Here is a 14,206-nt window from a genome sequence, read left to right on the forward strand (position 1 = left end):
TCGTTTTATTGTTTAGCCTTGGCTAGATGGACTGACTTATTTAAGCTGTGCTTCCGCTTGTCCTTGAGCGTCCTTCAGAACTGCATCTACATCTTTTCCGTTCAGGTAGTTTTGAATTTCAACAGTCATGATGTCCTCAATTGCATAAGTGTGCAGGCCATAATTGACTTTTGGAACTTGTTTAGTCCAATCAGCAAATTTCTTGTATACTTTGTCGCCACCGAAGTAAGCATCTTCCACGTCATAAGCTTTACCGCTGGAAGCTGCGTTCAATGAACCAACAATTCCGATTTTGCTCAGCATATCTTGATACAGCTCTGTATCTGAACCAAATGTTTCTTTCAGGAAATCAGCAGCGGTATCTTGACCGTCCGAGTTGAGGACATACCAGGAGCTGCCGCCGAGGCTGGAAGCATTCACGGATTCAGGTATATTTTTCAGTTTAGGGAAAGGTACAACAGCCCATTTACCGGATTGCGAAGCTTCTGCCTTAATTGAAGGTGTAATCCAGTTACCTGTAGGTACAGAAGCAACTGCACCGCTGTTGAATGCGGCCAAGAATTGACTCCAGTCGGCATTCATTTTAACAATGTTGGCGTCGAACAAGGCTTTGTACGTCAAGAGCGCTTCTTTCAGAGCTGGATTACCAGCCAGGTTTGGTGTTTTACCGTCTTCTTTCAGGTACCAGGAACCCGCTGTTTGGATCATGCCACGGATCAGACCGAGGTCATTCGGATCTTGAGTCAGCATATCTTTGCCTGTTTTTTGTTTTACAGCTTTACCGATTTCAATGAATTTGTCCCAATCAATATTGGTCAAGTCTGCCACCTTGTAGCCAGCTTGTTCCAGATAATCCGTTCTTACATACAATCCCATAACGCCAGAGTCGAAAGGAACTCCGTATTGCTTGCCGTTGTAGCTGGTCGGCCCGATTTTATAATCAGCGAAGTCGGATGCTTTGATCGAATTAGTCATATCATGGAAAGAATCGGGATAGGCTTGCAGGAAGTTCTGTGCCCGGTAATCCTCAATTAGAACCACGTTTGGCAATCCTTTAGTAGAACCGGAGTTGAGGCCGGCATTCATTTTTTGAACGATATCGTTTTGAGCATATTCGACAATGTTTACGGTTACATCTGGATGTTTGGCAACATAGCGATCTTTTGCCAGCTTCAGGGCTGCGATGTTGAAGTTCGGGTCCCAAGCCCAGACTGTAATTTCTTTCTTGCCTGAATCTGTGGTCGTAGCTGCTTTCTCAGAATTGCTGGAGCATGCGGATAACAAGATCAAGCTTGCAATCAGCAGAAGGAAAGACATTTTTTTCATTTTGTTCAACCCCTACTCTTTTTTTATATGTTGCTAACCATGTAGAACTTTTTTTGAAAGCGGTTACCTTGTTTATGAATTTAGTTTATCATCCTTGCTTTACTGGCAGTTAGGAATATCTTTATACAGATTGGTCTTATTATTATGATTTATCCAAAAAGGTACCGCTTACATTTGTGTTTTCTTTAGGTTTAGGTACTTTTTATAGGAGGGACTAAAGATATTCACGAAGCGCCACTGCGCAGCCGATGGTGCTTCCCATCGCTGTTGCTTGTAAGCACCATTCGGCCCACTCTGTTCTCGCTCCATATTTATGGGGTAGGAGGAGCGGGTTTTACAATTAGAGGCAGTGTCATTCTTACTTTGGTGCCCTCGCCCTTCTTGCTGGAGATGGTCACACCATATTCTTCTCCATACAAAAGGGTAATGCGATTGTGTACATTCTGAATGCCGATGCCTGTAAATAGTTGGCGTTTGCTCTTGGGATTCGGCAGTCCGTCCTGCGCTGTATTTCCGTCCAAATCCATACCGTCTCCATCGTCGACTACTTCACAGATCAATGTATCCTCTGTTTTCGACACCAATATATAGATGTGCCCTGTATTTTTCTCATTAAACGCATGGAAAAAAGAGTTTTCGATAAAAGGCTGAATGATCAGCTTGGGCACATGATACTCCAGACAATCAGGTGATACAAAATAATTTACCTGTACCCGTTGCCCATAACGCACATGATTAATGAATACATAATTTTGCATGTTGGCCATTTCTTGCTCGATGGTGATCGTTTCGCTCACATTGCTGATTGTATTTTGCAGCAAGGAAATGAGTGCATTGATCGTCTCGGCGGCGGTTTCCTTGTTTCCTTTGAGCACTAGCATTTTGATTGAAGCCAATGTATTGTACAGAAAATGTGGATTGATCTGCCGCTGTAGTGCAGCAAGCTCTGCATTTCGTTGGCCTTTTTGGGTTTCTAAAAGCTTACGAATATAATCATTTAGTTCATCAAGCATGTAGTTGTAAGCATGACTTAACTGTCTGACCTCGTAGCTACCCGTGACCGGGATATAATTATCAAAATTTTTCTCGCGTATAGTCGACATTTGCTTGACCAGCCGAGTCAGAGAACGAATCAGGCGACGTGAAATGAGAAAAACAATCACCAAAGCAATCAGTACAATGGCGATACAGATCCAGACAACAGATTTAACGTCAATAATTTGCCCAACTGCGGTTTGCCTATCGATCATGTTCACCAGATAAAAATCAAATGAAGGGATATAGTTGGAAAGAACGATACTTTCTTTATTCATTACATCCGCATTAATATAGTTTAGTCCCTGTTCATTGATTTTGGTGGCATAGCCCAGCAGCTCACTGGAGCGTTGTCCGACTAGGTCCTGACGGTTGCTCGATACAATCAGTCCTGTTTTGTCCAAGATCAGCACATCATTACCGTTACTCGTGAAATTGTTATAAAAACGCCGAAATTCTGGCTCCCGAATGGCAATGTAGATCATTCCGTACAAGGTGCCACTGGTTCGCTCCATAAATGGTTTAGAGGCGATGATATAGGGTGTGGGTTTTTGCATGGTGCTAGTCATTTGTTGATGAAACAACTCCGTATCCATTTGATACATAAGCTGTGCCGGGCGTGCTACACTTCGGGCCGTAATAGCACTGCTCTTAAGCTGCTCCGCAGTTACAGGCCAATAGGAGGAATCGGAGTAAAAGCTCCGTCCGTTCAGACCTGTTACAGCGACACCGACATCATAAGCATCGACGTTCGATTTAATTTGCTTCATTTGCTGTGCCATACCGAAGTAAATCCTTGCCGAGTTAATCGAGTCAGATTGGCCGCTAGTCAAATAGTTTTTGACGGTTCCATTTTCCGAAGCGTGGGTTACAGCATTCACGATAGAGTCATTGAAGGATTCAAAGCTGGATTGAATCTGGCTAAGCACCTTGGCATTGGTAATACTGAATGTCTCAGCGAATAGTCGTTCAGACATTCGAATCGTCACCAAAGAGGTCAGCAACGATACCGCAGTGATGCTGACCACCATAACAATAAAGATTTTGAAGAACAGACCTTGATATTTGATCTTGTGGATATATCTTTTCATATTCGATCTCTTTTCTGCTGGCAGATATGCGCTTGCTCTCTAATGGAGATGCTCCCGGCGGTACTGGCTGGGCGAGTAGCCCTTCACTTTTTTGAACACTTTAGTAAAATAGCTGGGGTCCGAATAGCCTACTGTACTGCTAATATCTGAAATGGGCAGCGTCCCCGATCGCAGTAGTTCAGCAGCTTTTTCAACCCGAATTTTGTTCAGGTACTCGCTAAATCCCTCTGTATGGTGTGCCGTGAAATAACTGGACAAATAAGAGGGGTTAAAATGGAAATATTGCCCAAGGGTCGTCAAATTGAGTGTTTCAGCATGATGTTCCTCAATATACTCCAGCAATTTTTTCATGCTTGCACTACTTCCTTGCTGCGTCTTAGCCAGGATCTGTCGGTTCGCTTCCTCTAAAAAAGTCTCCAGCAACCGTACGGCTTCATGTACATGAGGGGCATCATTAATTGTTTTGAAATACGAATATTTCGCCGCATCCAGTTCCTTCATATCATACCCCTGATTCCCGAGCAAAATTGTAATGTTGAACACGATATTTCCGAGCAGCGATTTGAATTCAAAAGCGGTCGATGTGTAGTTGCCGGACATGGCGGCTACATAGGACCTCAAATCCTGAAAAGCTGTATCAAAATGCTCACGCTTCATCTCTTCCGTAAACTGTTTTAAGTTAAACGAACGATTCACCTGAACAGGCTGAGGGAGTTCATCTTCGATCAGCAGCGCTGTCTCTGGGAAATAAAAGCGGTAGCTTAGTAATTTGGGCAGTTCATCCTGATAGACACTGCTAATCTGATTAAAATCATCAAATAGATGACTGACCGCCCAGCCTGTCTGTGGATCGAGCTGCTTTGTCTCTTGAGCAACTTCCCTAACCGCAGCCATCCAGGCATCTAATTCCCGTGGCCCCAGATTGGCTAAAAAAACGGCCGCATACCCATCCGATGGCAGCTGTCGCAGAACGATGTGTTCACAGGCAGAGGCTACTCGGTCTGTAAGCTTGGAAAATAGGTCCGAAGCCGAGGGATTGGTAGAGCGTCCCTTATCTTGCTGTACCGACTGTTCTATACCTATGAGCGCAAAACGGGCGTAAGGAAATGCTTGCTTCACCAGCTCAACGTCATAATCTATGCTATAGCCAGAGATCAATTTTTCGATCACATGATCCATCGTGATTTGATTATTCCCGGCATCTTCCTGATACTGAATGGATGGAATTTTGCGGGCCGTTCGCTGGAGCACCTGAAGCAGCTCATCTGTGTCCAGCTTGGGCTTCAAAATATAGTCAGCCACACCTTGCTGAAAGGTGGAGCGTACGTAATTAAACTCGCCGTAGCTGCTGAGCACAATCACCTCGATATCTGGATAGTTCTGTCTGACGATGCGTGTCAGCTCCTCGCCATCCATGATCGGCATTACGATATCCGTAATGACAATATGAGGACGCAAGGCTTCGATCAGCTCCAGTGCTTCTTTCCCATTGGATGCCTCACCTACAATTCGAAATCCGTATTGTTCCCACGACAAATGATGTTTGATCCCTTGCCGTACCAATATTTCATCATCTACAATTAAAATGTTGCATAGCTCATTCATGACAGCACTCTCCATAATTATATCTATTCAAAAAAGACGCCATTAAGGCGAGGGCCTAATCATCTGACGGATATAGTTGATAACGCTTCCAACTTTAACTAAAATCTAAAGCATTTAACCTTTACATGCTAACATAAACAACACGGTGATTCCAAAAGGAAATTTAGTTCAAATGGCATATAAAAGACAAAAAGGGCTGCCGAGGAAATCTCGACAGCCTGAACAACCGGGATTACTTTATACAGTACCCCATGTCCGATCTCCTGCCAAATATTTTTCAGTCAAAATAGACAGCAGTTGAATACCAACCTCGTTATGTCCTCCCTCAGGCAGGATCAGGTCGGCGTATTTTTTGGAAGGCTCAATAAATGCCTCGTGCATCGGCTTAACCGTCGTCAAATAGTGATCATGGATCGAATGGATGGTGCGACCGCGTTCCTCAATATCGCGAAGAACCCGACGGAGAATGCGCACATCTGGATCCGTATCCACAAATACCTTAATATCAAGCAGGCTGCGGAGTTTTTCGTCTGACAGCACGTGCAGACCTTCCAACATAACGATATGATTCGGCAGAAGCTCTACCGTCTCGTCCGTGGAACGAGCATGAACCGTAAAGTCATACACGGGCGCTTGAGTCGCTTGTCCTTTTTTTAGACATTGAAGATGCTCAATCAGCAAGTCGTTGTCAAAGGCAAACGGATGATCATAGTTGACCAAAGCACGTTCGTCATAACTCAGATGTGAATGGTCTTTATAGTAGTTATCCTGAGATATGAAAGTCACTTTATTAGATCCCAGACGCTCAACGACGGCGCGTGCGACCGTCGATTTACCGGAACCTGTACCGCCGGCAATACCAATAATTAGCATGGCGTTTCACTTACCCTTCCCTAAATGTATCCCGATACAACTCAAGTATTGTAGCACAATGCACGCTTTTTTTCATCAATGTTGCACGTTGTATTTCTTCCATTTTCGTATCTTGGCTCTGAATGTTTTGAACGGTGCTACGGAATTGATATGAATCCATCTCGCCATAGGCCAGTTCGGATTGGTGCCTGTCCACTTGTGAACGCCCTGGGTGAAGAGTTCTTCATGACTGAGTGTGTCCACCCAATCCAGCCACGTTTGCTCAGCCAACTTGAACATATCGCGTAATTCATACAGAGAGTAGTGGGAATATGTCTTGTAGAATGATTGGTATAGTTCGCCTAGTCTATTCCACTTGTAATTCGGAGCGGGCATGATAGCGGTTTTTCCCTCCCGTTCGTCTTTGTCCCAACTCATGACGAGATGAAGCCATCCGAGCTGGTAGGCAATCATTTCGGCGGGTGTTTTATCTACTTCGTCGATTCGAGTATCTTTGTGGCTTTCGTCGATGCCCTGGAACTCGCCATCAAACCGTAAGTAGGCGGTATGAATGGCTTCTTTTAACTGTGATTTGGAAGCGTAGTCGTAGCTAGACATCTAATCGCTCCTTTACATGATATTGGTGATACTCACCCTTTATATGTACCATTCTCAATATGACAACCGTATGTCTTATTCAAAAATAAAAAAATCTCGTTTTTTGTGATTTTATGAAACACCATTTGGTGTGTTCGCGAAAAAGAACGAAAAATTAATAGAAAAATTAAGACAAAAGATAAGTAATTAGACATATTTTAATATTTATTTAAGTGCCTATAATTATTGGAGTATAGCGATTAGGGGCCCTCATTGGTGTATGGATATGATTTCCTCCATCAATACGTTATATACCGTTTGTTTTAGTATTCATAAATCCAATTGAGAAGGGACTTGTGATATGAAATCGAGTCTGTTAAAAAAATGTGCAAGTGTAATGTTAAGCAGTACGTTGGCACTGTCTTTATCATTACCGCTATTAGGCCATGCACAGGCTGATGAGAATGTACAGGTAAGTGACGATTTTGAACAAGGAGAAGCTCAAGGCTGGTCCACAGATTCGGGGAACTGGTCTGTGGTCAAGGACGGGAATGGTTCTACATACCAACAATCTAGTCGAAGCGAAAGCCATTCCGTAAAAGGCAATACCTCATGGACAAATTATAGTGTGCAAGCAGATGTATATGTAAATGATTTTTATGGCTCTAATCGAGTATATGTGGCAGGTAGATACACGGATTCTAACAACTTCTATGCAGCATCGTTGTACAACAAAAAGGGCGGTGCTCTTGAGATTCGCAAAAAAGTCAAAGGCTCCATGAAGACACTGGCTACCAATAAAAAATACAAACTGGACACCCATACATGGTACAGAGTGAAGCTGGAGCTATCTGGTCCGGAAATCAAAATGTATGTTAATGATCAGCTGGAGCTGTCCGCAACAGACACCAGCCTCACAGCTGGAGCCATGGGTCTGGTAACGTCTAAAACAGTTGCTCAGTTCGATAATGTGATTGTATCCGGTGCTTCTTCAGAAGGGGGTACAAGTACACCACCTGTGAAGCCGACACCGGGTACAGAACAACCGACTCCTGGGGTGGAGCCTGGTGTAACCTCCAAAAATAATTATAATTTGACTGGCTTTTCGTATGGTAATACAGGTGGTGGGAACATTGCCGATACCGATGCCAATTACAAAAAGGTGTACAATGCTGTAGATCTCAACGAAGCATTGAAAAAAGGCAGCAAGGTTAAAGTGATTGAGATTATGAATGATCTGGACCTTGGCTGGAATGAAATTCCTAGCGCTGCGAAGGCAATGCCATTTAGTGCCAACAATCCTGTACAAACACATCCTGTTCTGAAAAAGACAGGGGTGAGCAAAGTCTATATCGAGAATATGAATGGAGTTACAATCTTCTCGGCCAATGGTGCGAAAATCAAGCATGCCGGTTTTGTCATCAAACGAAGCTCTAATTTGATTTTCCGTAACCTTGAATTTGATGAACTTTGGGAATGGGATGAAGCAACCAAAGGAAACTATGACAAAAATGACTGGGATTATATTACAATCGAAGGTGCAAGCTCCAAGGTATGGATCGACCATTGTACATTTAACAAAGCCTATGATGGCCTGGTAGATGTGAAAAAGGGAAGTAACGGAGTTACGATTTCCTGGTCCTTGTTCAAAGGAGATGACCGCAGTTCCAACAGCTGGGTAACCCAACAAGTCAATGCCATGGAAGCAGATAAGTCCTCCTATCCTATGTACGCTTATTTGAGAAGCAGTGCAGTAGGCATGAGTAAAGAAGATATCATTGATATTGCAGCAGGACAAAAGAAAGCGCATCTGGTGGGTGCCACGGAAATGGCAGGCGACAATGCGGATTTGGAAGTGACGCTGCATCATAATTATTATCTGGATATTCAGGACCGTATGCCACGTTTGCGTGGTGGTAATGCGCATGCATATAACATCGTTATGGATGATGCTGGATTGGCCAGAGCCAAAAAAAGAATTACGTCCGACATGGCCAAAGCGATCGCTGCCAAAGGATATCATTTTGACGTCGTGGGTAATGGTGCGATTTCAACAGAAAACGGCGCAGTGCTGCTAGAAAAATCGTATTTAATTGATGTGTTTTCTCCGGTACGTAACAATCAAAAAGACCCTAACAAAGCGGATTATACAGGTAAAATCAAAGCCGAGGATGTTATCTTTTCGGACAACGGTGCCGTGTTCAGAGGCGGCAGTGACGCTGCGAATAGCCCATTAGCTCCTTATCCAGCGAAGGCTAAGACCTTCTCTTGGAATGGGTTCACAACGTTGCCATACAGCTATACAGCCGAAGACCCTGCCAACCTGGTTGCTCAATTGCAGGCCAAGGATGGAGCGGGCGCAGGCAAGCTGAACTGGTCGAGTGAGAACTGGCTCAAAACGGTGTACAATACAGCCGCTACGAAAGACGTACAAGTGGAAGAAGATTCCGAGTAGGTAGGTAGTTTGAAAAAAAGCAGTCAGGACAGATGCGCTCTGTTCTGACTGCTTTTTTTGTTAAACACGTTTAGGCTGCGTTCGGTACGAATTTAACCAATAACGACAAATGAGGACACGCCAGCAGGTACGGATCTAACGCGGAATAATACTCCATCATCTCTAAAAGTACGCAGAATATAAGGCTGGTTCGTAGGTGTGCGGACTCTGTTGAATCGGGCAGTACCAAAGCGGTCGAAGCCTGCAGCTTGCACAAAGGTTCCATCTAAACGCCGGAGTGTTGCAAAAAATCCAGACGTGTTAAAAGGTACACCATCATTATTAGCCCAGATAACTGTAAATCTACGAAGGGTTTGTGTTGGACTCACATTGCGATATCTCGTAACAGGAACCTTTCTGCCCGTAGATTTCAGCGTTTGTGGAGGACGAATGGCCACTAAAAATCAACTCCTTTGTTGTGATGAGATATTAAATGCACACAAAGGAGTGTTGGACCGTGCTATAAACTACTCTTCCTTAAAATAGGCGTATAACGAACTTAGCACCTCATTATGCCCAATCGCGCCGTAGCGTGAAGAGGTCTTTTAACGCGTCTGTAGACAGCTCAGTAATCCAGCCCTCGGTGCTGGTGATAATTTGGTCACTGAGCTGCTGCTTGCTCTCCAGCATTTCATCAATACGTTCCTCCAGCGTACCCAACGAGATAAATTTGTGAACCTGTACATCTTTGGTTTGTCCCATCCGGTAGGCTCGGTCTGTAGCTTGATTTTCCACAGCTGGATTCCACCAGCGATCAAAGTGAAAGACATGGTTGGCAGCTGTCAGATTGAGGCCCACCCCTCCGGCCTTGAGCGATAAAATAAACACGGACGGCTGCTCGTCAGGGGGAAGCGTATGTGATTGGAATTGATCAATCATTCGGTCACGCGCAGTTTTGGATGTACTACCGTTCAGATAGAGCACGGGTTCTTGAAGTTCCTGAGCGAGTACCTGCTGAAGCATCTGACCCATACCAATATACTGCGTAAAAATAAGACAGCGCTCGCCCTCTTCCCGCAGCTCCTTGACCATAGCCAGAATGCGCTCCAGCTTGGATGAACGGCTAATAACCGCTTCAAGATCGTGCTGACTATAACCAGAAGCTACTGCATCCAGGAGCGCCTCCTTAGTTAAGAGAGCAGGGTGGTCACAAAGCTGCTTCAACTGGGTCAGGGCTGATAAAATGGCTCCTTTGCGCTCAATCCCCTCCAGCTTCTGCATCCGTTCCATCAGTTCTTTAACAATCTGATCATAGAGCGCGCCCTGCTCGGAGGTGAGGTGAATATACGTTTTCATCTCGTTCTTGTCAGGCAAATCAAGCTGTATCGCAGGGTCCTTCTTTTTGCGACGTAGCATGAAGGGCTGAACCAGCTTTTGCAAATCCAACGTGCGCTGCTCATTATGTTCTTTTTCAATAGCATTCATGAAGCGATTGCTAAAGGCGCGTGAGCTGCCCAGATAACCTGGATTGATGAAATCATAAATGGACCATAGCTCGGACAGCCGATTTTCAATAGGTGTTCCTGTCAACGCGATACGATGACGTGCAGGGAAGCTGCGCACAGCTGTGGATTGCTTGGTTTGAGCATTTTTAATGTTTTGCGCTTCATCCAGGCAGATCGAATCCCAAGTCATGCTCTGCAGCAGCTCTTGGTCCAGAGTTGCCGTAGCGAAGGAGGTCAGGATGACATCAGCTTGCTCGACTTTTTCGCGGAACAAGTCTCCTTGTTCTCGCTTGCTTCCATAGTGCAGCATGACCTTCAAGGAGGGAGCGAAGCGGCTGAGCTCCTTCTGCCAGTTGCCCAGCACTGAAGTCGGGCAAATCAGCAGCGAACTGGAGCGCACACCTGTCTCGGCGGCAATGTCCTGTAGGTGCAGTAAATAAGTGATAAACTGCACCGTTTTGCCGAGTCCCATATCATCGGCTAGGCACGCGCCCAATCCGAAGCGTCGCAAAAAGGCAAGCCATGCATACCCGTCCTGCTGATACGTCCGCAGCTCGGCTTGCAGCCCATCGGGTACGTCCAAAGCGGGCCATTCCGATTGCCGTCCGAGCTGGCTGATCAGCTTCAGTAGATGAGCGTTCAGCTCTACTTCCAGTCGGAAGCGTGCCGGGTCCTCCGGCTGCTCGCCCGAGGCGTCGCCTTCAGGCTCGTCGGTGTTGCCGAGCAGATGCAGCTGCAGGATGTCCTGAAAGGACAATCCCTGAGTGCTGTCGATCCCGGCCATGGCACGGCGGATTTGCGCCAGCAGCGCAGGGTCGAGCGCGATCCATTGGCCGCGGAAGCGCACCAAGCGCTCGTTGCGAGCCACAAGCTCGGCGAACTCCGACTCGCTCAAATCGGCATCGCCGATGGCCACACGCCAATCGAACTGGACAATGGAGTCCAGTCCGAACAGCGAGCTGCCCTTCGTGCGCTCTCCCGCCCCTTCGCCTGGGCGTACCTTGGCCCGCAGTTTCGGCTTCTTGCGGGTGGCTGCCTCCCACCAGGCCGGCAGCAGTACCTGCCAACCGCTTTCCAGCAGACGCTGGCTGTCGGTCGTCAGGAATTGCCACGCGGCTTCGTCAGAGAGCGGGCGGCTCAGTATGTCATCGCGGCTTCCGGCACGCTGCCCTGCGGGCAAAATGGCGGTCAAGCGTTCCAGCCACCCGCCTGAGCGCTCACGCACATGCGCCGTCCATGCATCAGGCCATGATCCGGATGCATAGCCATCAGCGGCGAGCTGTACAGGCACCAGCAAGGCCGGGTCCTGCTTGTCCTGCAACACAAGCTTGAGCTGCCAGGACGGCTCGTCGTCCTCCAGCTCTGGCTCCAGCAGTTGCAGAAGCGGGCGGAACGGCGCCGTATCGGCCTTCCAGCCAATGGCGATCAGCCATGCCTGAGCATCCAGGCCTGCTGCGACCTGGCGTTGGGGAGCGAAGAGAATCGGATATTCTCTTCGCAAGTCAGCGGCTTCCGCTTCGGTGCCGTACCAGCGCTGAAAAACAGCGGCCGAGAACGCCGCTACCAGTCCATCGCGCTCGTTCTGATCCAATCTGTCGAGTAAAGCAAGTTCTGCCGGTTGGATGTTTTCCAATGCTTCTGCATCCCATTCCCATTGCAGCTTCCCCGCTTGAAACGATGTGAAGCTGGGCACATAGGCTTTCGCTTCAATACAGTGAGCCAATGGAGGGATCAGCCGAAGCCACGGGGCATTGGCCTCGTCCCAGATCCATTCGATATGCTGTAGAAGCTCCTGCTCTGCCAGAAAAGGAATCACTTGCTCCGAGGGCAGCACGATAATATCTGTGTCTTGAACATGCTGAATCTCTAGCTCGGTGCCATAAAATGAAGCCTCATGCCAAGCAAACAAACGTTGCTTCAACATTTGACCGGAAATGCTATAGTTCATGGAGGAATCGCCATAAATTAGCGCGTCTCCATAGGTAGTTAATTGGATGTACACCGTAATCGTTTCGGTATATTGGCTCATGATAACAATTTCCCTTTCCGCAATTCCTCCTGTAGCGCCCGCAGGCGGCTGTGACGGCTGGTAAAGGTCATGAAGAACAGCTCCCAGCGTGTTTCTTGCTTCAATTTTTTGTACAGCTTGAACAATCGCTTTAACAGCTTAACTGCCGCTTTATAGCTAGATCTGTTTTTTTCCAGCACATAACGTTCTACCGCTTGATGGTAAAAGGGCAGCAGCAACTCAGGCGCATTCTTTTCGATGGGTTGCAGCACGCTCACCCGAAAACTCAAAGGTTCACTACGTATGCTTAGCTGATAGTCGATCCATTGCCGCCATTTTCCATGAGCAAGCAGGGCCTCTTCATACATCCCCCCGGCAAATGGAAGCATACCCATCAGCGTGTCCCACATGTCCTGTTCTGCTTCTGGAAGGTGCTGCAAAACCAGCTCCCAATCATGCATATAATCCTGTAAATGATCATCTCGATGACTGTGAAGAAGGGGGCCGATATGTCGCAGTCCATCCTTGAGACGTACCCAATCTGCGGCCTGTCGCAATGCATGTAAGAACAATAGCAACTGGCTGGAGGAGATTTTTAGTGGAAAAGCTCGTTCCGCCTCCTCTAGCAGTTCCCAGGCTTTATGATCCTGCGCTTGGTAAACATACATCCAGCTCCGAGCCAGCATCCACGGAAGGCGTGCCAACGTAGCACTACGCTCCTCTTCAGCTGCATGTAAATGCTGTAATTCTTCCGTATATATGCTAGAGTCCCGCCTTGCAGGATGCACCCAGTATAGCCAGAACTGATAATATGCGTCTGAAAAATAAGTACCGTTCCGCGACTCTGTCAGCATTTTCTGGCGCAAATAAGCTAAAGTTTCTGCCATACGGGCTTCGTGCATCGGTTCATCAGTCAGCTCCAGTGGACGCTCAAAATCACGTTCGATCGCCTCTTTCAGCTCATCTGCGGCGATTTGGGTGTAGTAGCCCATATAGGTATGAGTGGGGTAACCCGTCATGGGGGCCTGAGGTACCAGCTTCTCCAGTATACGCAGATGGGCATGCAGTCCATATAGCTGCTGCATACCGGGTGAGAGCGGCGGCTTCACAGCATAGATCGAAGCTAAAGCACTTTGCACATATTGGGAATTTTGAGTGTGCACATGATTAAGGGCGATACACTGATCGAACAGATCATGCCATTCGGAAACGGGCATGTCCGGTAGGTTGCTTGCTTTTTTACGGAGAGCATCTCTTGTTGCTTCCTTGTGATCCGGCGAAGGGTTCGACCGGAAAGCAGATGTGGTACGGGTGTCTGCTTGTGTAGTCAGCCGTGTGAATCCTGCCGAATGAGCGTTCACTAATGCATGCACGGAACGTTCCTGTTCATTCGCGTAATTCAGCAATACGGCGATCATATGCTTGCAGTTGGTGCGAACAGGGCATGTACATCTGCTGGCAGCAAAAGCACTCAAGTGGAGATCCACTTCGTAGAGTTCATTCCCATCCACGACAGCCGCGATATGGTCAGCATCAGGCATTGCGAATTCTTTGACCTTTCCCTGCTTAAAGTACTGAAAACCTCGTTTGATCGTCACATCATTAAAATGGTCAGCCACGTTTTGAATAAGCTGCTGCCAGTGTATATCATCCATAAGATAGGTTGGTTTCATATGCAATAGTCTCCTAAGAGAGAATAGTTGATCTGATATTGATCTAATAGTAGCTTAACTCTTCCATTATATCAGTTCAC

9 protein-coding genes are annotated in these 14,206 nt (G+C 46.8%); 1 reads left to right on the top strand and 8 read right to left on the bottom strand.

All coding sequences use genetic code 11. The features are described 5' to 3' along the window. Positions 1-36 precede the first annotated feature (36 nt). The 5 genes from MMB75_RS20190 to MMB75_RS20210 all read right to left on the bottom strand — a co-directional run bounded on the left by MMB75_RS20190 (position 37) and on the right by MMB75_RS20210 (position 6,527). Complete coding sequence (locus tag MMB75_RS20190; RefSeq protein WP_016820162.1) at positions 37-1,326, bottom strand: ABC transporter substrate-binding protein; 1,290 nt, start codon at positions 1,324-1,326, stop codon at positions 37-39. Positions 1,327-1,637: 311 nt separating this feature from the next. Beyond that, positions 1,638-3,452, bottom strand: a complete 1,815-nt coding sequence (locus MMB75_RS20195; RefSeq protein ID WP_016820163.1) for a cache domain-containing sensor histidine kinase — start codon at positions 3,450-3,452, stop codon at positions 1,638-1,640. A gap of 39 nt (positions 3,453-3,491) precedes the next feature. Continuing rightward, the gene (locus MMB75_RS20200; RefSeq protein ID WP_016820165.1) at positions 3,492-5,057 is read right to left on the bottom strand and encodes a response regulator transcription factor; all 1,566 of its coding nucleotides are present in this window, start codon (positions 5,055-5,057) and stop codon (positions 3,492-3,494) included. Between the two features lie 237 nt (positions 5,058-5,294). Further along, a complete protein-coding gene (gene udk / locus MMB75_RS20205; protein WP_013368919.1) occupies positions 5,295-5,930 on the bottom strand; it encodes a uridine kinase in 636 nt (211 codons plus the stop codon). 75 nt (positions 5,931-6,005) lie between these two features. Then, the gene (locus MMB75_RS20210) at positions 6,006-6,527 is read right to left on the bottom strand and encodes a ClbS/DfsB family four-helix bundle protein (protein WP_031462623.1); all 522 of its coding nucleotides are present in this window, start codon (positions 6,525-6,527) and stop codon (positions 6,006-6,008) included. A gap of 340 nt (positions 6,528-6,867) precedes the next feature. Here MMB75_RS20210 and MMB75_RS20215 point away from each other — a divergent pair, with 340 nt between their 5' ends. Beyond that, the gene (locus MMB75_RS20215; protein WP_031462624.1) at positions 6,868-8,961 is read left to right on the top strand and encodes a pectate lyase family protein; all 2,094 of its coding nucleotides are present in this window, start codon (positions 6,868-6,870) and stop codon (positions 8,959-8,961) included. A gap of 92 nt (positions 8,962-9,053) precedes the next feature. On the opposite strand, the gene MMB75_RS20220 is transcribed toward MMB75_RS20215, so the two are convergent. The 3 genes from MMB75_RS20220 to MMB75_RS20230 form a co-directional block, all read right to left on the bottom strand. Then, positions 9,054-9,398 (bottom strand): hypothetical protein, encoded by a 345-nt coding sequence (locus MMB75_RS20220; RefSeq protein WP_016820169.1) that lies wholly within the window; start codon positions 9,396-9,398, stop codon positions 9,054-9,056. Between the two features lie 112 nt (positions 9,399-9,510). Then, positions 9,511-12,474, bottom strand: a complete 2,964-nt coding sequence (locus MMB75_RS20225) for a DEAD/DEAH box helicase (RefSeq protein WP_045244946.1) — start codon at positions 12,472-12,474, stop codon at positions 9,511-9,513. Continuing rightward, a complete protein-coding gene (locus tag MMB75_RS20230) occupies positions 12,471-14,126 on the bottom strand; it encodes an SWIM zinc finger family protein (protein ID WP_045244947.1) in 1,656 nt (551 codons plus the stop codon). The genes MMB75_RS20225 and MMB75_RS20230 overlap by 4 nt, the downstream gene beginning before the upstream one ends. Between the last annotated feature and the right edge of the window lie 80 nt (positions 14,127-14,206).

Source organism: Paenibacillus sp. P2(2022), assembly GCF_029522175.1.
Taxonomy (GTDB): Bacteria; Bacillota; Bacilli; order Paenibacillales; family Paenibacillaceae; genus Paenibacillus; species Paenibacillus polymyxa.

Coding starts and splice junctions, on each gene's coding strand:
- MMB75_RS20225 (WP_045244946.1), bottom strand. CDS start 12,474: ATGAGCCAATATACCGAAACGATTACGGTGTACATCCAATTAACTACC.
- MMB75_RS20190 (WP_016820162.1), bottom strand. CDS start 1,326: ATGAAAAAAATGTCTTTCCTTCTGCTGATTGCAAGCTTGATCTTGTTA.
- MMB75_RS20200 (WP_016820165.1), bottom strand. CDS start 5,057: ATGAATGAGCTATGCAACATTTTAATTGTAGATGATGAAATATTGGTA.
- MMB75_RS20230 (WP_045244947.1), bottom strand. CDS start 14,126: ATGAAACCAACCTATCTTATGGATGATATACACTGGCAGCAGCTTATT.
- MMB75_RS20210 (WP_031462623.1), bottom strand. CDS start 6,527: ATGTCTAGCTACGACTACGCTTCCAAATCACAGTTAAAAGAAGCCATT.
- MMB75_RS20195 (WP_016820163.1), bottom strand. CDS start 3,452: ATGAAAAGATATATCCACAAGATCAAATATCAAGGTCTGTTCTTCAAA.
- udk (WP_013368919.1), bottom strand. CDS start 5,930: ATGCTAATTATTGGTATTGCCGGCGGTACAGGTTCCGGTAAATCGACG.
- MMB75_RS20215 (WP_031462624.1), top strand. CDS start 6,868: ATGAAATCGAGTCTGTTAAAAAAATGTGCAAGTGTAATGTTAAGCAGT.